Origin of the sequence: Bacteroides acidifaciens, from assembly GCF_024623065.1 — a bacterium.
Lineage (GTDB): Bacteria > Bacteroidota > Bacteroidia > Bacteroidales > Bacteroidaceae > Bacteroides > Bacteroides acidifaciens.
Map to the genome: position 1 here is coordinate 1 of NZ_JANJZR010000002.1, position 26,091 is coordinate 26,091.

The following is a 26,091-nucleotide window of genomic DNA, read 5'->3' on the forward strand; positions in this document are numbered from 1 at the left end:
AGTCCTTGAAATTAGTAGTTTTCATGAGAAAAAGCGACCAAACTTTTCCTTTAAATTACTAAATTTCAGGGACTTTCGCAAATTTAATCACTTAAAAATTAGATGTTTAACAGCATAAATTTAAATTTTGTCATCTACAAAAGTCCTTGATAAAAAAGATTGCGTTGAGTAGACCAGTCCCGCACAGCACCACCTGCTGTAGACCACAAGATACCTTCCTGGAAATCGAGTCCGGTTTTAGAGTCGGTTTGCGCGTTGCTATAATGCACTTCGCCTGTTTCCGGATCTATCCATTTGGTTTGCGTCCCGTGATTCAAGTCATTGACACCACGACCGGCTTCCACAAACACGTTGTCCCACGAAATCATGGCACTTGCGCGTAAGCCTTTTACAAGGAAACTCAAATCCTGTTCCAGTACAAAGTCGGTATTGACACGGGTAGTAGTAAGCATTTCATAGCCTGCATTGGCGAGATTCAACACAGAGTTCGGCGCACCTTGCGAATTGGGTTTGTAATATCCCCACGTACCGTCGGAATAACGGGGCAAGAAAGCGTCTGACGGAGAACTGTAGGCAGCCTGCCACAATTGTGAAGCACCAAATGAATCGTCGGCAACTCCCCACGGTGATTTCTTCACACCGTAAGAACCGAAAATATTGGCTTTCAATACGGTAGTTTTGGTTATCTTGAAGTCCAAATTACTACGTGCGTTGATACGGTTGAATCCATAACCTGCCTGATAACCACGGTTATTGTCCCATTCGCGGAACAAGTCACCTTCGTGCAGAAAGTCTACCGCAGCAAAATATTTGACGTGACGTGTACCACCCGACAGGTTGATGCTCGGATTGTATGACATGGCATAATCTTTGAAAAGCTCTTTCTGCCAGTCAACGTTCGGATAACGTTCGGCCTCTTCCAGATTAGCAGGATGGCGATATTTGTCAATCGTCTCCATCGGCAATACTTTATTCCAAGAAGCAGGATTCAAGCCTAACTCATATTCGGCAGCCTGATTACGCACATACAACGCATCTGCCGACTCCAATCTTCCCGGCAGAGCAGAAACCACTTTAGCCGTCATGTTCATGCTGACGTCAATCTTGGCGCGACCTTCGTTACCGCGTTTAGTGGTTACAAGGATGACACCATTGGCACCCTTCACACCATAAACAGCAGTTGCCGATGCATCCTTCAATACAGATATAGACTGTACGGAACTCATGTCCACACTGCTCATCGGACGTTCGATACCGTCCACAAGGATAAGCGGTTCGCTATTATTCCACGAACTAACGCTACGAATTACAATTTTCGGATCTTCGTCACCCGGCATACCAGTGGAGGCAGAAGTCACCACACCCGGCAAGTTACCCGTCAATGCCGCACCTACATTCGACACACCACCTGCACGCTGTAATGTCTCACCAGTGGTTTGTGCAATAGCACCTACCACACTCGCTTTCTTTTGTTGTCCGTAACCCACCACAACGACTTCTTCCAGTTGCTGGGTGTCATCTTCCAATGTTACTTTAATAAGACCTTTGGAAACCACTTTTACCTCCTGCGGTTTCATTCCTACATACGAAACAACAAGGACGGACTTTTCATTGGGCACAGTCAATACAAAATTGCCATCTATATCTGTGATTGTACCTACTGAATTATTACCTTTTAAAATTACCGAGGCTCCAATGATTGTCTCACCATGACCATCAAGAACCGTTCCCCTCACCGTTATCCCTTTCTGTGCTGATGCTGTTACAAAACTAAACAACATAAGGAGAAACAGGTAAGGAATTTTTTGAATTTTCTTCGTTACATTTTTCATTACCATTAGTTTAAGATGTTAATTAACTACATTGTTTTCTAATCATCATTCTTTTTTAATTGAATTAGCTATCATTATAAATACCACTCATAGTTACTAGTATTTAGATTTATATAAAAAAAATCATTATTTGCAAGTAGCGTATAATCCGATTGTAGCACCGGTAAATCCACCAGCCGTTGTAGTAGAGAGATAACTGGGGTCTACATCTTTACAAAGCAGTTTCCAGTTTTTTTCACCATCAACAGAATAATAGAAATCGTAACCAATTCCTTGAGATACTAATTTCAAATATACCTCATTTGTATCTGCATCTATTTCATCTGAAGCCAATGTCTGCTCCTTTTCACCGATTTGCTTCAGAGAAATAGTTTTATTCTCACCCACTTTATTCAAACAGAAGAAATATTGATGCGTCTCATCTTTAAACAACAACATTCCGGCTGTTTCCTTATCGTCAGAAGGATTGAACAACATACGGGTAGCACATTCAAATTTATGATGTTGTAACCGACGGCAGACAAATGCCGGGGTCTTCTTTTCCGTAGCGCTAATATCCGCACACTTCAAGGTCAGATATCCGGGTGTTTCCGTCAATGAATATAGTTCGGATGCAGAAGTTCTCAAAGTCATCCATCGCATATCAAGTACAGAAGAATCAAAGTTCTCTATTAACTCGAAATTACCATAAGTAACTGTCGTATCGCGTTTCGCACCTTCACGTTTTACAATCATAGGTACCAAATCATCGCCTTGAGTCATATACGGGAATCCGTCTTCGCTCCATTTCACCGGCATCATGAATGTTTCACGTCCCAAATTCTCAAACTGATTATTAATAGGGCGGCAAGCCAGAAAAACAGCCCACCAATCTCCCTCTTTTGTCTGAATCAAGTCAGCATGACCAGCACAAGTTACCGAATTAGGACGGTCAGAATTCAAATGTCTTTGCGTCAGAATCGGATTGTTTTTCCATGGAAGAAATTTACCCATCGGAGAATCACCACGGAAAATCACTTCCGAATGCCAATTCCCCGTTCCACCTTCGGCAGACATCAAGAAATACTTTCCATTTATCTTATACAAATGAGGACCTTCTATCCAGATTGGCTTGTCTGCCGGTTGAGCTCCTTTGTTTACAAGAATCTTACGGGGACCGATCGTCTTATCTGTTTTCACATCAAACTCTTGTATGCGTATGGTACGGTGTCCGCTATATTCAGGCTTATTATCCGGAGCCTCATCATTATTAACAATATATGCCTTGCCATCTTCATCAAAAAAGAAAGAAGGATCAATACCTCCGACTTCCGGCAACATAATAGGCTCCGACCATTCACCAAACGGGTCTTGTGTCTTCACAAAGAAATTTCCGGCCCCTACATTGGTTGTCACCATATAATAGGTCTTGTTATGCGGATTATAAGAAATAGCCGGAGCAAAAATACCGCCACTCACTTTCTGCCCTTCCATATTCACTAATTGCGAAGCACGGTTCAATACATGCCCTATCTGTTTCCAGTTCACCAAGTCCTTGCTGTGGAAAATAGGAACACCGGGGAAATAAGTGAATGTAGATGTTACGAGAAAGTAGTCACCTTCTCCATTTGTGCAAACACTAGGATCGGAATACCATCCCGGCAAAATAGGATTGTAGAAATAGTCCTCACCTGATAGAGGATTGGATATATAAAAGTCATCATTTCCCTTGTAAGAGAAATAATCAAAGAGAGCCACAGATTTTCCAATAGCCGGTAATTGCTGTTCTTTCTTTGAGTTACATGACATCACTGTCATCCCCAACATAAATGCGGAGAGCCAGACGATTGACATTAATTGCATTGCCTGTGTATTCTTCATAATACTTCTTATTTTTTGATAATCAAATACGATTCACTGATCTTTTCTGCAAAGGTATGCCAGTTCACAAAACTACAAATATAATTATGTTACGGGCTTCTTTTCCTAAATAACATCTTTATTTTCAATGTTACATCTATCTTTTCCCTTGTAGCACGCCCCAATAACCATATTGATTATCAACATATTACAATCCTATTTTTTTTTATGAAAAGCTATTTAAATTCCCAATAATCCAGATTGAAAAGTTTGTTTCCTTTCTCTCCTTTAAAGCAGAAATAAAGGTCATGTACCCCCTTTGCATTCTTAATCCGGCATGACATCTGTTTATATATATCCAGTCCTCCTGTCGGTGATATACTGACACAGCCTATTACCGGACCTTCCGTGCTGTCCAGACGAATTTCTATCATTCCGCCTTTTTCAACACAAGCTGCGCTTACACTGAATCTCTTTGCTCCCTTCTTGCCAAAGTCGACACCACGCACACACAGATATTCATTATCATCGATATCGGTGATATACAAACCAACATTCTTATGATTTTCAACTTTAAGCCCATATCCCCAAGCCATTGTTTCGGCTTCCACTCTACGGTAAGGATTAAAGTTTTCAATCTGTTCCAGTTTCGTATCCTGCCAATAAGGCACTTCCTGAATAGTTCCATCCGGATTATAATGCATTTTTGCAACGGATACCGAACGGCGTTCTTTATGGTCGAAAGTCTCCAGATGAAGCAAATCATAATTTAGGCCGAACACATAAGAACTGCCTTTATAATCAATAATTCCGGGATGATTCCCTCTGGTTCTTTCCGTTGGACGCATAATATATCCTTTCGTACTCCATGGTCCGGTAGCTTTGTCACTCATGGCATAGCCAATCCCTTCCGGACAACAAGTAGAAGCGAAAGCCATATAATAACGACCGTTACGTTTATATACCCACGGTCCTTCCTGATAATGTTCCGGTCTATCAGCCAATTTAACTATTTCCCCCGAATATGAAATCATGTCCTCATTCAACTTTACATAATAAACATTCGGATTGCCCCAATACATATAAGCTTGCCCGTCATCATCAATAAACACGGTAGGGTCAATATCATCCCAATGCTCCTTTTGCCAAACCAACGGTTTGTTCAAAGGGTCTTTAAAAGGACCGTAAGGAGAGTCGGATACCAATACGCCAATACCATTACCGTGAATCGGGCAATACATGTAAAACTTACCATTACGCTCGATGACTTGTTCTGCCCAGGCACCGTTATCACGTTTCACCCAATCAAAACTCTTCAGAGAAGCGACCGCTCCGTGATCGGTCCAATTGACCATATCGGTGGAGGTATAAAGCAACCAGTCCAACATTTTGAATCCTTCGGCATCATCCTCGTCATGGGTTGTATAAAGGAAAACGGTATCGTTATATACCATCGGAGCCGGATCAGCAGTATATTTTGTTTGTATAATAGGATTTTGTGCAGTTCCCGAAGTGGCGGCAGCCATTGCCAACAAAAACGACACGCCTAAAAATTTTAAGTTTCTCATATTCTTTTATTTTAAATGGTTATTGGGTTATCAATACTCCACCATTGCAAGGAATAGCCAACTGTAATTCTTGTTTCTTTCCTATTTCTATTTGTTTTACGCTACCCTGCAATGCCTTATCATCACTAAACAGTCTTACCTTTTCTCCATTGGAGAACATCGGCAAATTAACTTTAAGTTTCAGTGTTTCCTTCTGCGCATTTACTCCGGCAATATACCATTGGTCTCCATGACGACGGGCAAGAATAACGTATTTACCAGGATAACCGTCAATGAAACGTACCTCGTCCCAAGTCGTGGGCACCTCTTTCATAAAATCAATAGCCCACGACGGAGCATCGGTCAGATTATTCGGTGCCAGGGCGAAATGCTGTACCGGACTCTGAAATAGCACCGCCGTAGCCAGTGCGTAGACATCCGATGTCATCCGCCGGCTTCCCCGCGGAGCATTATCCGCATTATAATATTTGTTCAATGCACTACCGCCGAAATCCATGCTACCTACCGTGTTACGGATAAACGGATGCAGGGTGGCATTAAAAGCCTCATGATCACAGCTGCCTTGAGAGAAATGAAGATTTTCACTAGCCAATACAGCCTCGCTCGATGCGAAGTTAGGATACATACGTTCCCAGCCACGAGGCAAAGTACATCCATGGAAAATAACCAGAAGACCGTACTCGTTTGCATCCGACAAGATATCTTCATACAGCTGCATAGTCATTTGCTTGTCACCTCCGAAAAAGTCAACTTTTATTCCACGGATACCAATGCTTTGCATCCATTTCATCTCCTTGCGTCTGGCTATGGCATTATTCATAATCCCGCGCGGAGTTTGCGGAGCATCATTCCAATACCCATTCGAGTTATACCACAAATAAAGAGCTACCCCTTTGTCCTTCCCATATTTAGCCAATTCTTCCATTTTATCACGTCCTATTTGTTTATCCCACAAGGCATCCACCAGCACAGACTGATAGCCCATTGCTGCCGAGAAATCAATATACCGGAGTTGCTCTTCATAATTGGTACTTCCATCCATACCGATAATCCAGCTCCATGACCCCTTGCCATACGTATACTCTCCTTTTGCCTGATAAAGCGGTTTTACAACATCAAAAGGAACCGTTGTCTCCACTATCGGAGCCAAAGTCTTGCCCACAGTGATAGTACGCCAAGGCGTCTCGCCCGGTAACGCTATCCCCGGAGAAACCGTACCATTCCCATTCGCTTCACCTTCTTGCGGAAATCCGATTGTATACGTTCCTCCTTTGTGTCCCAACAGACGGCTCGCACAATATCCACCATTTACTCCCGTTTCGGAAACAAGCACCCAACCGTTATCCCCATTACGGAACAGACAGGGAAATGTGTATCCTTCTCCCCAGCCATTCTTCCCTGCGGCATCATCTGCCGTATAAGACGTCTCATAACTTGGAGAAGTACGGGCAAATCCTCCCATCGGTTTACTTTGCGGACAAAGGAAAGTGGTGGTTCCGTCAGGAAACACAAATCCTGTGGCTTCTTGCTCAACCACGCAGCTTAGTGTCTCACCTTGCGGATACATCTTATATTTAAAAGCAACATCGTTATTACTTATGCGGAATATAACGTCATAAATTGTTTTCCCTTGTTGTGTAAACGAAAATACAGCTTCATTCGCCACATAACGAACCTTGCTCTTTTTAATAGAAGTCAACTCGTATGTTTCATCTATTTTATTGGTTGAAACATTCTTCTCCAGCGACATCCCCGATGAGAAATCTCCTATATTTGCAACCATCCCCAATGGAGATGGTTGCAAAAAGAGAACATTGTCATAACTAACAGAATAAGAAGGTCTTCCATCCGTATCTGAGACTGTTACTACCAGCTTCCCATCAGGACTTGTTACCTGTTTATTTTCTGCACTTGCAACGCTACTCCCCAATAGCATAGCCATTACTATAAAAAACTTCATCCTATTTCTACTTTTCAGATTCTTTTCTACTGACATAATCACACATTTTATTTACAATCAAAACTTTACAGAAACTGCCTTCCCACTATAATCAACGCTTTTTTGAGTTCCGTCCTGAAGGGTTACAGTAAACTTACGGTTCTTCAACATTCCCTCATACGCACCTTTTCTTGCCCCTATCGTCAATTTACGAGATGCATTATTCCAAGAGATTGGAATTTCCGTATAAGCTCCTTTTTCGTAATTATAATTATCAAATTCATCTTCATATAAAATGAAGTTTCCATTCGCACCCGCATACACCTTCAATTCAAGATGATCCCACGGTTTTTCAGTTGCATACTGAACTTGTGGACCGACAGGAATGATACTACCCGCTTTTACATACAATGGAATAACATCCAGTGTAGTCTCTTTGGCAATTTCCTTTCCGCCTTCGTGTTTCTCGTTCGTCCAGAAGTCATACCATAGCGTTCCTGTTGGCAAGTATATGTTAGTAGATTTCGTTTCCGTGAAATCCACAGCAACGTCAGTTTCCGTTTTTTTCGCTCCATCTCTGTTCCATCCTTCTTCTTCGGAGACTTTTACTACAGCTTCCGGTGTATATTGTGCATGAGCAATCGGAGCCACAAGAATCGATTTACCAAACATATATTCGTCATTGATATCCCACACCTTTCTGTCGTCTACAAAATCCATCATCAAAGCGCGCATAAAACTCGATTGACGATTGCTCACCTCCCAGGAAGTAGAATAAATATAAGGCAACAGAGAGTAACGCAAACCTATCATCTTCTCAATAGCATCATATACAGGCTCGCCCTTCTTTCCGAACTTATAGATTTCCCTATAAACATCCGTCCCGTGCGAACGCATCATCGGATTGAACGTTCCAAACTGCAACCAACGCACATAAAGCTCCTGATACAATGGATTTTTCGAAGCACTATCATCATTCCAGCTTTTATTATAATGTCCTGCAAAAAAGCCGCCAATATCACTGTTCCAGTGAGGCATACCACACAAAGAAAAGTTTAATCCGGCAGGAATCTGATTTCTAAAACTCTCCCATGTGGAAGCTACATCACCACTCCATACATTTGCACCATAACGTTGCTGCCCCAAGAATCCCGAACGGGTTAAAATAAACACGCGTTTGTCCGAAGTCACTGCACGCTGATGGTCGTAAACCCCTCCGACAGTCATCAACGGATAAGCATTGCGCACCTTACGGAACGAGCCCAGATAGGTTTTGGTATCCATATCCTCCGGCTTCCAGTCCAAATGGTCGGGTTCGGTAGAGTCCATCCACCAGGCATCCATCCCCAGTCTGAAAATTCCGTCATTCAGATATTTCCAATAAATATCACGCGCTTCGGGATTGTAAGCATCATACACTCTTACACCGGAAGGATATTCCATGTTGGGGGGCCATGACTCCAATCCCGATTGCGGCCAGGTAGTGAAGTCAAACAACATCCCTTTTTTGTCCAATTCTCTATAAGGTTTGGTCATCGGTCCGAATGACGACCAGATAGATATAGCCATGTGTGCGTTCATCGCATGGACATCCTCAATCATCTTTTGAGGATTATTGAAAGTCGGATTCTGAAAATCCATCGCATTCCACAAATAGTTATGCCCCCAATATTGCCAATCCTGAATAATGCCATCCAAGGGAATACCCAATTCACGATATTTACGAACAACGTCTACCACTTCCTCCTGGCTTTTATATCTTTCTTTACTTTGCCAGTACCCATAAGTCCATAAAGGAAACATCGGTGCTTGCCCGGTCAGGTTGCGTACCTGTGCTATCACACCGTCGGCATTCTTCCCGTACATAAAATAATAGTCTACACAGTCACCTACTTCAGAACGGAAAGATGTTTCAACTTCGTTGTCCGTAAAAAGAGTCGGCGAATAGTTATCCCAAAACACACCATATCCTTTAGTAGACTGGAAGAAAGGTGACACATCTTCCACATTTCCCTGTATCAGATTTTTAGTCATGTTCCGCTGAATCATCTTTCCATTTTGCAATTGTCCCAAACCATAAATGGCTTCCTCCTTATCCAATACAAAAGGTTGATAAACCTGATAAGTTTTTGTCCCGGCATCATCGAAATCGATAAACTGCATACCGGATTTCTCTGCCAATAACACTTTGTCATCCTTTGAGAAATAAGAAACAATTCCCGTCCCGGTGTCCACACTGACACTTAGTTCGCTGGTGTTCAATACAATCTTATTATCTTGTATATCAGCCTTGAAACTTACCTTTTCGGGTTTGGCAATTACAGAAAGACTCTGTTTTTCATAGGCAACCCCTTCCGGCGACTTTATTACTCTCGCCACAGCAGGCGCAAAGAATTGTACTTCTATATCCACCGCATTCACAGTGGTCTTAATGCCGGACGATGTTTTCTGATAGTTCTGTGCGAATAAGATATGGGTGCTGAAGCATACACATATACCCCAAAACAGATGATGTATTTTCATAATTATAGAATGATAAGGTTTCTAATTAATTACCAACAGATGTTGCATACAAGCCAATCATTGCTCCTGTAAAACCACCAGCCACATTGGTAGAAAGAATATCACCGGAAACGGTTCCTCCTACATTGGTAAAACTTTTGCCATCAATCGAATAATCAAAACGATAATCATCTCCATTGGCTGCCACTTGCAGTGTCACAGGTTTCTCTATTTCTATTTTCACCTCAGCCAGGACACTCGCTTGCCCTTTTTCGGTTCTTTGCAGCATCAGGTAATAGTCTTTTCCCTTTTTAGTGATACCGAAAACATAGTGATATCTTTCATTTTGATAACATGTTATACCGGCAAAGTCTTTCTCATTTTTCGGCTTGTACTCCATGGTCGCTGCCGCTGTAAACTGATTATGCTGCTGACGGTAGAACAAGGTAGAAGTAGGTTTCACTTCATTGATATTCGTAGTAAAAGGGATGATGCGCAACCCTTTACCGGTCATATCAACAAAATCTTCACGAGGCCCTCTAAGACCGATCCATCTTAAGTCTAATGTCTTATCGGAAAAATCATCCTTAAAGACAAAGTTGCCACTAGGCAAATAACCGTTTTTCCCTGTCTGGTTCTCTACTCCCGAAGGCATCTTCAATGTAGGTTTCATAGGGATAAGCCCATTCTCGAAAACGGGAAATGTTCCGCTCCAGTCCACCGGAAGAATAAAAGTTTCGCGTCCGGTATTCACTCTGTTCTTCTCATTGGGGCGTATTCCTAAAAATACACCATAATATTTTCCGTCGGGTCCCTCCACTAAGTCTGCATGACCAGCCCAGTCTACTTTATCCGCCCGGTCTGCAGGAAAATAACGTTGAGTCAAAATAGGATTATTATTTGCCGGAAGATAAGGTCCTTTCGGATGATCACTCACAAAAATGACTTCGCTATGCCAGCCTCCGGTTCCTCCTTCGGCACACATTAAATAATAACGTCCGTCTTTCTTATAGATATGAGGAGCTTCAATCCATACCGGCTTTTCTTCTATATTGACGCCACCGTTTACGATGATCCGGTCTGTTCCCGGAACCACTTTATCATTTTCCACATCATAATCCCATATTTTTATGACACGGTGTCCCGAATAACGTTCTTCTCCCTGAGCAGGAGCATCATTATGCACCACGTATGCCTTGCCATTATCATCAAAGAAAAGGGAAGGATCAATGCCTTCAAATTGAAGTTTGACCGGATCACTCCAGCCATTCTCCGGATTCTTTGTCTTTACCACCATATTTCCAAAGCCGCCGGAAAATTGAGTGGTTATCATATAGAACGTATCATTATGGGGATTATATCTTATAGCAGGAGCATATACACCGGCACTAATGCCACAATCTTCAACCTTTAATTGTGACGTTCTGTCCAGCACATGACCGATTTGTTTCCAGTTGACCAAATCATTAGAATGGAAAATAGGCACCCCGGGAAACATGGCAAAAGATGAGCACACTAAATAATAATCATTCCCTTTCCGCGTTATACTCGGATCGGGATAGCAACCCTGCAAAATAGGATTATAGAACTCACCCGGCTTTAAAGGATTGTTTTGATAAATAGCATCCTCTCCCTGATAAATAAATTGCGTAAAGACAGGAGCATTTTTCGTTATTTTACCCTTGCCACTCACCTCCATATTAAAAAACAGCATAAAAAATACGACAAGCGCCACGGATTGCCAACCCGACAAAATCAATTTTAATGTTCTCATAATATCACTTTTTATTTTCTATAATTTTCTGTTCCATAGTAGTGTTTGCAAATGTATCGATTCGGTTTTATCATATATGTAGAATCATGATACAGGCATCTATATACAGGTTACATTTATCACAGACACGTAACATTCTTCTTTTTCGATGTTACACCAGTCTTAAATCCATAAAATGATAAGAGGTATGTCAGATTGAAAAGACAACTAAGGACAATTGCCTGTGGAATGAGAAGATTTCACGATAAGTATTAATGGAAAGGATCTGATCTATTAATAATAAACTTGCTCCCTATTAATTGAAAACTTCTGCAACTCAGTATATAAACTTGTTTTTTCTTAATTACAATCTATAATTGCAAGCTTTGTTTATAAAAACAGAACTTGCAATTATATAAACGCAAGCTTCATTTATAAAAACAAAACTTGCGTTTATAGTTTGCAATAGGCGCAAAACAACTTTACCAGTAACTAAAAACAGGTTTACCGGTAATGAAGAGTAATTTTTCTATTAATGAATCACACGTGAAGTAGCTCTATATATCTCATAGGATAGAGAGGCAAACAAGGGCATTTGACTATGAGAAATACCTTGATATGCCCCCAAATAGGATGAGAATAAGAATAAAATAAGGAGGAAAAGTATGAGAAATGAATTTCCGGAAAGTATTTCTCATAAGAAACATACTTGATAATCTGCGTATTATCTAAAATGATGAGAATATGAGAAATAAAAGAAGAAAATCTTTTCTAGTAGGAAGCTGTCTAAAAAGTCAGTTCTATCATTATTCTCCTCCTTCCTGAAGGAGGAGTACCCGTAGGGGGAGGTGGTAGGTAAATATATATAAATACATAAGTATGTCATCTACAATAAGATAGGAAGAGCCTCGTTTATCCTACCACCCCGTCCTTCGGACACCCCTCCTTCCTGAAGGAGGGGAGTTAGAGTTACTGGCGACTTTTTTAGACAGCCGCTTATTTATATCAGCAGTAGAAAGTAAATAATTCCAATGTATTGGATAAAATCAGGAAGTATGATTATTGCACGTTCATCACTATCGCTTTCAACTGATTTTCATCGGAAGAGCCTCCATACAGCAATTCATACGTACCAGCCACCGGATGCATGGTATTAGTCGCCTCATCAAACCATTCGAAACTCTCATAGGTAAGAGGAATGGTTACTGATTTAGTTTGCCCGGCAGGAATGTGGACACGCTTGAAAGCACGCAAGGTATAACGAGGACCGTCTTTATCTGCCGGAGACCGCAGATAAACCTGAACCACTTCATCTCCGTCGCGCTGCCCTACATTACTTACCGGAACAGTCAGCGTAACCGTTTCTCCATTTCCAATCGTATTCTTACTTAGATTAGCCTCACCATAAGTAAACGTAGTATAACTCAGCCCATGACCGAATGGGAAAAGTGGTTGCTGTTGCATATACCGATAGGTACGCCCCTTCATGGAATAGTCTTCAAAGTCCGGCAATTGATTCACATCCTTATAGAAAGTGACCGGCAAGCGTCCGCCGGGATTATATTCTCCCCAAAGAGCATCAACGATAGCCGTACCACCCGCCTGTCCCGGATACCATGCCTGCAGAATCGCTTCACAAGTAGTTGTCTCCGGCACCAACCCGATAGCCGAACCGGAATAATTGATAAAGACCACCTTCTTTCCTGCCTTCTTCAATGCTTTCAACAGATTACGCTGAACAGCGGGAAGTTCAATATCCGTACGGTCACCACCTTTAAATCCGGGAACAGCAACCGGCATTTCCTCTCCTTCCAGACTTGGAGAAATTCCACCTGCAAAAAGAACCACATCGGCATCTTTTACTTTCTCTACAGCCTTATCCAGATTGATTTCCATCTCTTTGCCCATATCAAAATCGAGGGTTGCCCCTTCATTCCGTTGAGTGAACAGAATTTCGACCTTATATTCTTTTCCGGCTTTTGCCTGCAAGGTATAAAGATTCGTCGGATTTTTTACATATACTTTTTCCGCCACTTGTTCGCCATCGATAATAAGTGTCACCGCACCGTCCAATTGAAAACGAAAAACAACATCACCCGACTGCGAAGGACGAAAGACTGATTCATAACGAGCCGAGAAACTAGTGATTTCCACACCGGGCGCAAATGTAGTAGCCCCTGTTGTCGCAAAATGGAACGGAGTGGAAATCTGATCGGTAGCAACGACTTCCCCTTCACGATCACGATTATTCCAGTATTCTGCCAGGAAACCGGGTTTACCGTTTATGCTACATTCATCAAACAGGCTTTGGAGTGTCTTTCCGTCCACACGGTCACAACCTGGTTCGTATATGATTTGCCCTTCCGGTAGTTTGGCACGGACAGCTTCCAATAAGGTAACCGTATGTGCCGGAATACCGTTATAATTTCCCCACTGCATCACGGAGTCATTGGCATTAGGTCCCATAACGGCTACTTTCAGATGGGTATTCAGAGGCAGGATGTTGTTTTTATTCTGTAAGAGCACCAATGACTCACGAGCCATACGCAAAGCCAATGCCTGATGTTCCTTACTATTCAGCACAGAGGCCGGAATTTCCGACCAAGCCGGTTGTTCGTCCATTTCTCCCAGTTCAAAACGTGCTGTCAACAAACGTTTCAATGAAATATCTATTTCTTTTTCGTCAATCAACCCGGCTTTTACAGCATCCGCCAGTGAAGCATATTCACTTCCACATTCAAGGTCTGTGCCTGTCCGCACAGCAGCGGCCGAGGCGTGTTCCTTGTCCGGATGAGTCCCATGCGTTCCCGGTCTATGGAAATCGGAAATCGCTCCACAGTCAGAGACTACAATGCCTTTGTATCCCCATTCATCCCGCAATATTTGCATCAACAGGCGATTGCTGCCACAACAAGGCTCTCCTTCAAAACGATTGTAGGCACACATCACTTCCTTTACATGCGCTTTCTGTACCAAATCTTTAAAAGCAGGCAGATAGGTTTCCCATAAATCCCGGGGAGCTATATTCTCCGCATCAAAACTATGCCGGTTCCACTCCGGTCCTGAATGAACGGCAAAGTGCTTGGCGCATGCGTGCAGCTTATCATATCCGGCATCTTCCGGTCCTTGCAAGCCACGGACTACAGCCATTCCCATTTGCCCTGTCAGATAAGGGTCTTCACCGTAGGTTTCCTGGCCACGTCCCCAACGAGGGTCACGGAATATATTGACATTCGGCGTCCAGAATGTTAATCCCTGATAGCGTTTCAACACGCCACTTTCACCGAAAATACGCGATTTTACGCGAGCCTCATCGGAAGTGGCATTGAACACTTCATATAATAATGAATCATTAAAAGAAGCTCCCATACCGATAGACTGGGGAAAAACAGTAGCCAATCCGGCACGTCCCACACCGTGCAACGCTTCATTCCACCACTCATATTCTTTAATTCCCAGCCGGGGGATAGCAGGTGACGCATTTTGCATGATTGATACTTTTTCTTCCAAAGTCAACCGGGGCAACAAATCCTCCGCCCGTTGTTCCGCCGTTAAAGAAGTGTCCTGGTAAGGCAGCAACTGCTTACATGCCGAAAACGATAACACCAAACAAACACCCATAATCGGTATCCAACCTCTTTTCATCATATTATATACTTATTAGTTATGATTAATTTGGAAACAAAAATAGCCTATTTCCCAATAAAACAATGTTCCATTGGTGACAAATACATATTTGTGTGTTACATTGACGCATCACAGAACGAATAATCAAAAGAGTCTACATCCACATAACCGCCCACGGAACGTGTAGCATAATTAAATATGGCAAACTTACTGCCCATGAACATACGGGTGTAGTCAAACTTCATCTTAATAGGCAGACCGACAGGTATCCATGCTTTCCCATCAAGACTATAAGAGAAACGAGCCTCATCCCGTCCATTGGTAAAGTCGCCTTCCACACGCAAGTAGACAAGCTCTTTTTTAAGAGGTATACGGGCTTGTTCGGTCATATCCACACGGCTAATGGCATGCTTCGTTTTATCAAACACACTTTTCTGTTCACTCATCACAAGAGACAGTTTATTTCCGTTCTTTTCAATCGTAAGCACACCGCTGTCACCATTAAAAGCCGATAATCCCGCACGGTCACCATCTTTCATCCCCGCCAGAGAGAGACTGACAGTGCCCATGCATTTCGGTCCTACCATACGTTGGGTCAACGTATTGGGAGCAACAAACAGGTTATCTACCACACGGGAGGTTTTCAAACGCAGAAATCCGGGACGATCGGTAAGACTCCATGCCTGATCGACGGGGTTATGATTCCACTGCCAATAGAGAGAAAGCCCGGAAGCGGAAAAATCATCCGAACCGCAGATACCCTCCATTGACATATACGATAAAGTGGTATCATTCGGGATGCGCCCATTCTTGTCTCCCAGCATAGGCCAACCATCTTCCGTCCATGTACAAGGCATGAGGCACGGCACACGCCCTACGCCACCACGATCCTGAAAAATCAGTCCGTACCATTCACCGTTTTTCCCGTCTACGATGCATCCCTGACCAACACCGCCATGCCCGTCGAACTCTGTTTCAAGAATGACACGTTTTTCGTAAGGTCCGGTAATCTTATCGGCACGATAGCATACTTCACGACGCAGACGGCCGGGAATACTCCAATCCATAGAAATCATCAGCAAGTAATATTTCCCATTATGCTTGATGACGGAACTACCTTCCAACAGACCTTGTTCGTCAGCATCCCGTTCAAAGATCTGCTGGTTGATGCCACCGGGAAGCACATCGGTCAAATCGGGTTTCAACTCCGTAAGCTGTCCTGTACCGTGAAAGAGATACACCCGCCCGTCATCATCAAAAAGAAGCGAACCGTCATGGAAATGCGGGGGGCGCGAAAGAAGTTTCCAGGGACCGGCCGGATCTGTCGCAGTATAGACAAACCCACGTCCGGGCGCGCCATTGGCTGTAAACCATACATAGAATTTACCGTCATGATAGCGGATGGATGATGCCCATTGTCCTTGCCCGTAAGCAGTACCTTCGAGCAGATCATAACGGGGACCATCGTCAATGCGGGGAAATACGTAGCTGATAGTTTCCCAATGTTTCATGTCCGGCGAACGCATGATTGGCGCTCCCGGCATCAGGTGCATAGTGGTGGAAACCATATAAAAGTAATCGCCTGCGCGACATACTGACATATCGGGCACGTCAGCATAAAGAATAGGATTACGGTATTGTGCTCCGGCTGATAGCGGGAAGAACCATGTAAAAAGAGTACACAGCAGAATAGTGTTGATTTTTGTTTTCAGCATAATCATCGTTTTTTGTTAACTGGCTATATTATCTATTATTTGAAAGCGAATTATTTGAAAGCGAATTATTTAAATTGCCACCAATCGAAATCAAACAATTCATCGTCACCACCCCGGAAAAGCAAATACAAGTCGTGTATGCCGGTCACTTTCTTCTGAATATCCGCTTGCCACTCTTGCTGCTTCTTATCAGTTGGTGCGACAGGCAATATAGCTATCGGTTTTCCACCCAAATTGTCTACATAAAATTCAATGGTTCCACCTGCTCTTACTTTAGGAAGAGAAGCGACAACATGATTCGCTTCTCCGTTCTTGAAGTCTACGGCACGAAGTCTCAGCCAATCGCCGTTATGAATGGAAGTCAGATAATGATTATTGCCAGGCTGGCGGTCCGTCTTCAAGCCATAACCGAAAGCCATTGTTTCAGCCTCTACCCGTTGATAAGGATTCAGGTTGGCAGTCGGGGTACGTACTCCTTCTTTAGTGAAAGGAATAAAAGGAATCTCACCGTTCTCACCAAACGTGAACTCCTCAATGGCAGTAGACCGACGAAAGCCTCCACCGTTCGGCAAAAGGCCGTTGTGATAGAACATGAAATTCCGCCCTTTAAATTCGATGCTTCCACCATGAATGGTAAAGCTGTTTTCCGCTTCATTCATTATACGCCCCTGATATTTCCACGGACCGTTGATATTCTTTGCAGTAGAATAAGCCATATGTTCCGGTACTCCACCGGCAGCATAGACAAGATAATAGATTCCGTTGCGTTTGAACACCCACGGGCCTTCCTCATAATTGGTTTTCGGGATTCGTTTATTCAACTGATAATCATGTTTCATCACAAGCGGTCCGAAAGCGTCCGTATCTTCTGTATTGACTTTTATCACTTCACTGCCTAAAGAGATCATATCTTCGTTCAATCTGGCATACCACAGCCCGTTGTTTCCCCAGAAGAGATACGCCTGCCCATCATCGTCGATAAAAACGGAAGGATCGATATACCCCCAGTCGCCCGGAATAAGCGGACGTTTCAGAGGATCAGTATAGGGACCTGTGGGAGAATCTGCTACGCCTACGCCAATTCCATGCAAATGCTTCGTAGTGTCTTCGGCGCAAATATACCAATACCACTTGCCATTGCGTTCTACTGCTTGTGCAGCCCAAGCATTGTCTCCTTGTTTAGCCCATTGGAAAGTAGCTGTCGACATAGGAGTCCCCCGATAAGTCCAGTTCACCATATCAGTGGTACTGTACAGTTGCCAGTCTTTCATCTTGAAGTATTGGGCATCATCCTCATCATGATCTGTAAAGAGGAATACGGTGTCCCGATAAACAAAGGGTGCCGGGTCAGGAGTGTACGAGGTTTGCACCACTGGATTCTGTGCTTGCAACGCAGGACAGATCGTGAGCAAAACAAGACCAGCCGTCAATTTGAGTTTTGTTTTCATGATATTTGTTTTCTATAAATGTTCCTTGTTATCTTCCACATCACAAAAATAGAAAATGCAAACAGATATATTACCCCAAGTATGCTACATGATTTCTTTGTGATGCTACATATCGGATAAAGGATGTTACATCTATATTTACCCATGTTACATTACCCCATCTCACACCTATTACATACCCGGAACAACGGGCATCAACAACTATACTTATCAAAAGGACCTATCAAAACTCAACCAAGATACGGAACACCTTTCCCGGATTAGCCGCCCATTCCTGCATAGCGTCCAAAGCCCCTTCCGGTTGGGCTATCTTCGAAATCAGTTCTTCTACCGGACAATCCCCTTCTTTCATATAATTGATTACGGCACGGAAATCTGCCGGCAACGCATTTCTCGAACCACGGATATCCAGTTCTTTCTGTACGAAAAACTTCGTCTGGAAAGCCACCTCGCTCTTGGCATAGCCAATGCAAACCACACGCCCCGTGAATCCGACTTCGTCCACTGCCATTACATAAGTGACCGGACTGCCGACAGCTTCAATCACCACATCAGCACCGAATCCTTCCGTTATTTCCTGCATCCGCTCGTGTACATTTTCTGTCTTAGAGTTAACCACATAAGATGCACCGACCTTCTTCGCCAGTTCCAGTTTGTCGTCATCCAAATCGACAGCAATGACCGTTGCTCCTCTCAAAGCAGCACGTACAATGGCACCGATACCGATCATACCGCAACCAATAACCATCACAAACTCATTGTCAATTACCTGCGCACGAGATACCGCATGAAATCCGACACTCATCGGCTCAATCAACGCACAATCGCGCGGAGAGATATTACCAGCCGGAATAATCTTTGTCCAAGGCAATACGGCATATTCGCACATCACTCCATTGCGCTGTACGCCTAACGTTTCATTATGCTCACAGGCATTGACACGGCCATTGCGACAAGAAGCACATTTACCACAGTTGGTATATGGATTCAATGTCACGTTCATCCCTTTTTCGAAGCCTGCCGGAACATCCGGACCGATTTCCTCAATCACTGCTCCCACCTCATGCCCCGGGATTACCGGCAACTTCACCATCGGGTTACGTCCCAAAAAGGTATTCAGGTCAGAGCCGCAGAAACCAACATACTTGATTCTTACTAATACTTCACCGGCACCAACGGTCGGTTTTTCCAGTTCAACCACCTTCATTTCGGAGGGGTTGACAATTTGAACTGCTTTCATTGGATATGTTTAATAAATAAGTTTATTAATCGATTACTTTATAGCCTTTCCTATTTAAGACACCCCTCCCTATTCAGACATATTCTTGATGTAAGGCAGCACGGGAAGGTCTGTAAAGCCATAGAAGTGCCGGGCATTTTCTCCCAGGAAAAGCGCTTTTTCCTTCTCTGACAATTCAGGCGATTTCAGCACAAAGTCATAGGACATCTTGTAGGTGATGGCCGTAATAGTACGCGGATAATCCGAACCCCACATCAGCTTCTCCATCCCTACCAATTCTGCCGCTTCACGAATAGCCCTAACCGCGCCTTTGAAGGGATAGAACTCGTCATTGAACAGCCACGTGATTCCTCCGGATTCAATCATTACATTCGGGTGACGTGCCAACTTTATCTGTTCGAGCCAATCCGGCAACGTGACCATCCCGAAATGTCCGATAGCTATCCTCAGCCGGGGACATTCTTGAATTATCTCTTCCATTTCAGGAACTTGTGTCGCCCCATCCGCCAAATCAATGGAAAGCATCACATTCCGCTCCTCCATATAGTGGAACATCTGCATCATCTCCCAGCTATTCAGCATCACCCTGCCCGCTCTCAGCAACAGACGATGTGCGGGAATCTTGATAGCCTTAAAGCCTTTGGCTATAAGTGTCTTTGCCTGTTCCAGAAATCCCGGTTTACGAAACTCACACATTCCGCATACAAAGAAACGATTGGGATAACGGGCAACAACCTCGGCTAAATATTCGTTCTGTATGCCATCAATAAATTCCTGCGTAATGACAGCGGCAGACACTTGCGCATAGTCCATATTCGACAAAAAGACCTCCGCACTATTCACTCCGTCTATCATAAAAGGTGGAACCATCTGCCGGATTTCTCCCATAAACAACGAACGGCCGTTTTCAAGCGTTCGGATAGGGAGTCCATCTACGACTGTATCCTGCCGTAACCACAGATGAGCATGTGCATCAATAATTGTGTAGTCCATGTTTGGATGATTTCTTATTTATGAGTTTGCCCAACTTACGCGTTTCTGCTCTCCGATGATGTCCTGCACTTCCCGAACGAGTTCCCAATCAACCGGTTCTTCGATAAAGGCGATGTTCTTTTTCACATTCTCCGGATTGGTCGTACTGAACAAAGTGGTAGCAATGCGAGGATTGCTGACAGAGAATTGCATGGCAAGTTTCTCAATCGGATAGTTTTTCGCTTTGCAATGTTCCATTGCTTTGCGACAAGCCTCTACTAAAGACTTTGGAGCCGGATGCCAAGCGGGAACACCCCGTTCGCTCAAAAGTCCCATTGAAAGCGGCGAAGCATTGATTACACCTATTTCTTTAGATTCAAAGTAATCCAGGAAGTCAGCCAGTTTATCATCGCACAGGCAATAATGGCAGAAACTAAGGACAGATTCAACCGTACCGTTTGGAGAATGGTCGATGACCCATTTCAGATTCTCCAGTTGCAAGTCGGTGATTCCGACATGACCTACGACACCTTTCTCACGCAATTCCACCAAAGCCGGCAGCGTTTCGTTCACCACCTGATTCAAATCGGCAAATTCAATATCGTGCACATTTATCAAGTCGATAAAGTCTATGTTCAAGCGTTCCATACTCTCATATACACTCTCGGTAGCACGCTTGGCAGAGTAATCCCACAGGTTCACTCCATCCTTTCCATAACGTCCCACTTTGGTAGAAAGGTAATAACGGTCGCGAGGAAGCTCTTTCAGTGCCTTTCCCAGCACTGTTTCCGCTTTATAATGTCCGTAATAAGGAGACACATCGATAAAGTTCATCCCCGCTTCAACAGCAATAAACACAGCCTGGATGCCTTCTTTTTCTTTCAAATCATGGAAAACTCCCCCTAAGGAAGAAGCTCCGAAACTAAGAGAGGAAACTTTCATCCCCGTCTTTCCGATTTCATGGTATTGCATACTTTTAGGTTTTAAATCATTTTGTATGCGACAAAAATAGGTCAGTAATAGTTTCAGTGCAGCAGAAAGCAGTCGAAAAACCAACGTAACGGTTTACGTAAAAAATATGGTTCTTTATGTTCTTATTTTCTATAAATGTACTTTCTTTGTAAAAAGAATCTAAGTTGCAGACTTTCAAATGGACAACCGGAAACATACTTCATTAAAAGATCTCGCCCAAGCATTGGGGGTGTCGATTCCTACTGTATCCAGGGCACTAAAGGATAGTCCGGAAATCAGCCGTGAACTTTGCGCCAAAGCAAAGGCACTGGCTAAAGAGATGAACTACCGCCCCAACCCTTTTGCCATGAGCCTGCGGAAAAATGCACCGCGCATCATCGGAGTAGTAGTTCCGGATATCGTTACCCATTTCTTCGCTTCTATCCTGAACGGGATAGAAAACATGGCTATCGCCAACGGATACTTTGTGATTATCACGACCTCGCATGAGTCTTACGAGCACGAAAAGCGGAACATCGAGAATCTGGTCAATATGCGTGTGGAAGGTATTATCGCCTGTCTGTCTCAAGAAACAACCGATTTCTCCCACATCTCCGCCTTGAAAGACATCAATATGCCCCTTATCCTGTTCGACCGTGTTTGCCTGACAGACCGGTTTTCTTCGGTCGTAGCGGATGGGGCACAATCAGCGCAAATGGCAACACAACATCTGTTGGATAATGGAAGTAAACGGGTAGCCTTTATCGGTGGAGCCAATCATCTGGATATTGTAAAGAGAAGAAAGCACGGCTATCTGGAAGCCTTGCGTGAGAATCGTATTCCTATTGAAAAGGAATTAGTCGTCTGCCGTAAGATTGATTATGAGGAAGGTAAGATTGCCACTGAGACATTACTGTCTCTCCCCCAGCCACCCGATGCCATTCTTGCGATGAATGATACATTGGCTTTCGCAGCTATGGAAGTTATCAAGAGCCATGGTCTCCGGATTCCGGATGATGTAGCAATTATCGGATATACGGACGAACAGCATGCTAATTATGTGGAGCCCAAATTATCTGCCGTGTCTCATCAGACCTATAAAATGGGGGAAGCAGCCTGCCAATTATTGATTGAACAGATTAAAGGAGATAAGACTATCAAGCAGGTGACGATTCCGACACATTTGCAGATTAGGGAGAGTAGTATTAAACCACTACGTTAATATACAAACCCGAACATCCATAACGGAATAATATTTCTCATGCCATATTCGATGTCATCTTTCACGATATAAGCATTTTCCACATCCCGTACCTGCTTCTGCGTCTTATTTTTACCCCCTATTTCAAAAGTATAATCGCCTATCGAGAAATCGGAAACTGAAGAAGTTACAATAGGATAAGTTGCTTTCATGGTAGAAAAGAATACAGTTTCCCGTATATTTCCAATATCAGGCACATTGTTGGCAAGAGCATAAGCCAAATTCGTATTATTCAAATAAACCTTGTCCACTTTCCCCAACAGCCTGATACCTTCCGTATCCGAACGAAGTTGGTTAATCATACCGGCTTTCTCCAAATAGCACATAAGATCAGAAACCGTGTTTCTATTTATATCAAGCAATGTAGCCAATTTAGTAAAGTTAGGTTTGAAAGGAACACTTTTTGCTATAATATACAGCAGCTTTTTTATTTTTTGCGCAGTAGTTATATTCATCTTGGCAAACGTAGGTATATCATTTTCCAAAGTCTGGTTTACAATACTTTGTAACCGTATAAAATAACCTTTTTCCTTAAAGAAAGGATAAAAGCCTTGTTGCAGATACTCTTTGAATAATTGAAGAGGGCGCTCTTTGTCATAAGGGAAATCGACCTTATGATTTAATACGTCTTCCAAAGAATAAACAGGCAGATGATATCCACGAGATATAGCTAGAAACTCACGAAAAGACAGCCCGGTCATACGATATTCCAACTTTCTACGACTCAAGTCCGTTTCTCCCGTCTCTAACTCTAATATGGAAGACCCGGTATATACTACTTGTAATGCGGGAATCAAATCGTATATATTTTTTATTTCCCGAGCCCATCCGTTATATTTATGAATCTCATCAATATAGAGTTTCTTCCCACCATGTTGATAAAATTCCATAGCTAAATCAACAAGTTTATGTTCAGTAAAATACAAATCATCAGCAGTGACAAACAAAGTTTCATCAACGTTATCATATAACTTGATATGTTGCAAAAGCATAGTTGTCTTACCAATGCCTCTAGCACCCAAAATCGCAATTAAACGGCTATCCCATTCTATTTGGTCGTGAAGATATCGTACAAATTCTGTTGATGTACTGTTAAGCAACATCCTAAATGTTCTATAAAGCGTATCCATAATCCATTGTTTATTAATGATGTAGGCAAATATAAGATAAATTGCCGAATAAAAACAGCACTTTTCGTTAAAAGTGCTGTTTTTATTCGGCAAAATTGTCTTCTTGAGTAAAAAAGAGGTATTGTATCTATTACGATACAATACCTCTTTATCCTCATTATATTATATAAGACTATCTATCTACAATCTTATCTAACTTTACATTATAGACTAATGCAGAATATGCCTGTAAAGATCCATCACTACCGGTACCGGAACCATAACCACTTTGATATGGAATATATAATGTCCAGAAATCACCTGCTTTCATATGAACCAATGTATAAGACCAGCCGGAAATTACACCATCCAAAGAAAACTCTGCAGGGGAATCAAACTCTGTCGGCTCTGTGCCGGTGAAAGTCTGCTGAACTACATCTCCATTCAAATAAGACATACGATAATAGGCACTGATAGTAGAAGTATATACAGGAGACTCTGTTCCATCCCCGTCTTGTATCTTCTTTACATATATCTTTTGATTATTGGTCAAATCTGTAAAGGCATAGAGTCTCTCCTTTTCATCTGTAACTGCTATGCTGCCATTTTGTTGCCCAGCATATACATTCGCTATAGAGTCGATAAATGCCTCACTACGTGCCTGCCAATTATCATACTTGCCAACTTCTTCCGTTTCACTACAAGCCGTGAACGTCAAAGCCAGTAATACTAAGGAGAATAAATAGATCTTTTTACTCATTCGTCAAAGGTTTATTGTAAAGTTTTCAATAGAGAAGTGATGCTTACTCTGTCTGCGATGATGTTATTCAGTTCAGAGATAGCTACACGCTCTTGTTGCATGGTATCGCGGTTACGCAATGTCACGCAGTTATCTTCTAATGTTTGATGATCAACTGTCACACAGTACGGAGTACCGATAGCATCCTGACGGCGATAACGCTTACCGATACTATCCTTTTCATCATATTGGCAATGGAAGTGGAACTTCAGGTCGTCGATAATCTCACGAGCCTTTTCAGGCAGACCGTCTTTCTTCACCAACGGCATAACTGCCAGCTTCACCGGAGCCAAAGCAGCAGGCAATTTCAACACTACGCGGCTTTCACCATTTTCCAGCTGCTCTTCGCAATAAGCTGCGCTCATGATGCTAAGGAACATACGGTCGACACCGATAGAAGTTTCGATTACGTACGGAGTATAAGACTCGTTCAGTTCCGGATCGAAATATTTGATGCTCTTGCCGGAGAACTTCTCATGTTGAGACAAGTCGAAGTTAGTACGCGAGTGAATACCTTCCACTTCTTTGAATCCGAACGGCATCAGGAATTCGATATCAGTAGCGGCATTTGCGTAGTGAGCCAGTTTATCGTGATCGTGATAACGATAGCTTGCATCACCGAAGCCAAGAGCCTTATGCCATTTCAGACGGATTTCTTTCCATTTCTTGAACCAGTCAAGTTCAGTTCCCGGTTTTACAAAGAACTGCATTTCCATCTGTTCGAACTCACGCATACGGAAGATGAACTGACGGGCAACGATCTCGTTACGGAAAGCCTTACCAATCTGTGCGATACCGAAAGGAACTTTCATACGACCAGTCTTCTGTACATTGAGGTAGTTTACAAAAATACCCTGTGCAGTTTCCGGACGAAGATAAATCTTCATAGAACCGTCAGCAGTAGACCCCATTTCAGTAGAGAACATCAGGTTAAACTGACGAACTTCCGTCCAGTTCTTCGTACCGGAAATCGGACATACGATTTCTTCATCAACGATAATCTGGCGAAGTTCTTCCAGATTACCGTCGTTCAGAGCTTTAGCAAAGCGAGTGTGAAGTGCGTCACGCTTTGCCTGATGCTCCAATACACGTCCGTTGGTAGAACGGAATTGAGCCTCATCAAAAGATTCGCCGAATCTCTTGGCAGCTTTCGCTACTTCTTTATTGATTTTCTCGTCATACTTTGCCAACTGATCTTCGATCAACACGTCAGCACGATAACGTTTCTTAGAGTCTTTATTGTCAATCAAAGGGTCATTGAATGCGTCAACGTGTCCGGAAGCCTTCCAGATAGTAGGGTGCATAAAGATGGCAGAGTCGATACCGACAATGTTTTCGTGCAACAGCACCATGCTGTCCCACCAGTATTTCTTGATGTTATTTTTCAATTCAACGCCCATCTGACCGTAGTCATACACAGCGCCTAGTCCGTCGTAGATATCGCTCGAAGGGAATACGAAACCATACTCTTTGCAATGCGATACAAGCTTCTTAAAAACGTCTTCTTGTGCCATTTTCTTTTCTATATCTATTAAT

General features: G+C 43.0%; 15 protein-coding genes and 1 pseudogene. 1 reads left to right on the forward strand and 15 read right to left on the reverse strand.

Features of this window, described 5'->3' with window-relative positions; translation table 11 throughout:
- Positions 1–137 precede the first annotated feature (137 nt).
- The 12 genes and pseudogenes from NSB03_RS00570 to NSB03_RS00625 all read right to left on the reverse strand — a co-directional run.
- Positions 138–1,838, reverse strand: a pseudogene (locus NSB03_RS00570) (SusC/RagA family TonB-linked outer membrane protein); the annotation flags it as partial.
- Positions 1,839–1,958: 120 nt separating this feature from the next.
- Positions 1,959–3,692 (reverse strand): glycoside hydrolase family 43 protein, encoded by a 1,734-nt coding sequence (locus NSB03_RS00575; protein WP_257466136.1) that lies wholly within the window; start codon positions 3,690–3,692, stop codon positions 1,959–1,961.
- A gap of 215 nt (positions 3,693–3,907) precedes the next feature.
- Positions 3,908–5,239, reverse strand: coding sequence for a glycoside hydrolase family 43 protein (locus NSB03_RS00580; RefSeq protein WP_257466137.1), 1,332 nt, complete (start codon positions 5,237–5,239; stop codon positions 3,908–3,910).
- A gap of 19 nt (positions 5,240–5,258) precedes the next feature.
- Positions 5,259–7,235, reverse strand: coding sequence for a glycoside hydrolase family 97 protein (locus NSB03_RS00585; RefSeq protein WP_257466138.1), 1,977 nt, complete (start codon positions 7,233–7,235; stop codon positions 5,259–5,261).
- A 21-nt stretch (positions 7,236–7,256) separates the two neighbouring features.
- On the reverse strand, positions 7,257–9,701 hold the full coding sequence (locus NSB03_RS00590) for a glycoside hydrolase family 31 protein (RefSeq protein ID WP_024986175.1): 2,445 nt from the start codon (positions 9,699–9,701) through the stop codon (positions 7,257–7,259).
- Positions 9,702–9,726: 25 nt separating this feature from the next.
- On the reverse strand, positions 9,727–11,454 hold the full coding sequence (locus tag NSB03_RS00595; protein WP_024986174.1) for a glycoside hydrolase family 43 protein: 1,728 nt from the start codon (positions 11,452–11,454) through the stop codon (positions 9,727–9,729).
- Between the two features lie 1,038 nt (positions 11,455–12,492).
- Positions 12,493–15,078, reverse strand: a complete 2,586-nt coding sequence (gene xyl3A / locus NSB03_RS00600) for a xylan 1,4-beta-xylosidase (protein WP_257466153.1) — start codon at positions 15,076–15,078, stop codon at positions 12,493–12,495.
- Between the two features lie 98 nt (positions 15,079–15,176).
- Positions 15,177–16,775, reverse strand: coding sequence for a glycoside hydrolase family 43 protein (locus NSB03_RS00605; RefSeq protein ID WP_024986173.1), 1,599 nt, complete (start codon positions 16,773–16,775; stop codon positions 15,177–15,179).
- Between the two features lie 65 nt (positions 16,776–16,840).
- Positions 16,841–18,223: a glycoside hydrolase family 43 protein gene (locus tag NSB03_RS00610; RefSeq protein ID WP_024986172.1), complete on the reverse strand. Its 1,383-nt coding sequence runs from the start codon at positions 18,221–18,223 to the stop codon at positions 16,841–16,843.
- Positions 18,224–18,446: 223 nt separating this feature from the next.
- Entirely contained in the window at positions 18,447–19,463 is a 1,017-nt protein-coding gene (locus NSB03_RS00615) for a zinc-binding alcohol dehydrogenase family protein (RefSeq protein ID WP_024986171.1), read from the reverse strand.
- 69 nt (positions 19,464–19,532) lie between these two features.
- Positions 19,533–20,456 carry an amidohydrolase family protein gene (locus NSB03_RS00620; RefSeq protein WP_024986170.1) on the reverse strand — a complete coding sequence of 308 codons (924 nt, stop codon included), beginning with the start codon at positions 20,454–20,456 and terminating at the stop codon, positions 19,533–19,535.
- Positions 20,457–20,474: 18 nt separating this feature from the next.
- A complete protein-coding gene (locus tag NSB03_RS00625; RefSeq protein WP_024986169.1) occupies positions 20,475–21,407 on the reverse strand; it encodes an aldo/keto reductase in 933 nt (310 codons plus the stop codon).
- A 178-nt stretch (positions 21,408–21,585) separates the two neighbouring features.
- Here NSB03_RS00625 and NSB03_RS00630 point away from each other — a divergent pair, with 178 nt between their 5' ends.
- Positions 21,586–22,608, forward strand: coding sequence for a LacI family DNA-binding transcriptional regulator (locus NSB03_RS00630; protein WP_136014159.1), 1,023 nt, complete (start codon positions 21,586–21,588; stop codon positions 22,606–22,608).
- Here NSB03_RS00630 and NSB03_RS00635 read toward each other — a convergent pair.
- The 3 genes from NSB03_RS00635 to NSB03_RS00645 form a co-directional block, all read right to left on the reverse strand.
- Entirely contained in the window at positions 22,605–23,777 is a 1,173-nt protein-coding gene (locus NSB03_RS00635; RefSeq protein ID WP_024986168.1) for an ATP-binding protein, read from the reverse strand. The two genes, NSB03_RS00630 and NSB03_RS00635, sit on opposite strands and share 4 nt — an antisense overlap.
- A 172-nt stretch (positions 23,778–23,949) precedes the next feature.
- Positions 23,950–24,516 (reverse strand): BamJ family beta-barrel-assembly machinery protein, encoded by a 567-nt coding sequence (bamJ, locus tag NSB03_RS00640; RefSeq protein WP_024986167.1) that lies wholly within the window; start codon positions 24,514–24,516, stop codon positions 23,950–23,952.
- A gap of 11 nt (positions 24,517–24,527) precedes the next feature.
- On the reverse strand, positions 24,528–26,069 hold the full coding sequence (locus NSB03_RS00645) for a glycine--tRNA ligase (protein WP_024986166.1): 1,542 nt from the start codon (positions 26,067–26,069) through the stop codon (positions 24,528–24,530).
- Positions 26,070–26,091 lie beyond the last annotated feature (22 nt).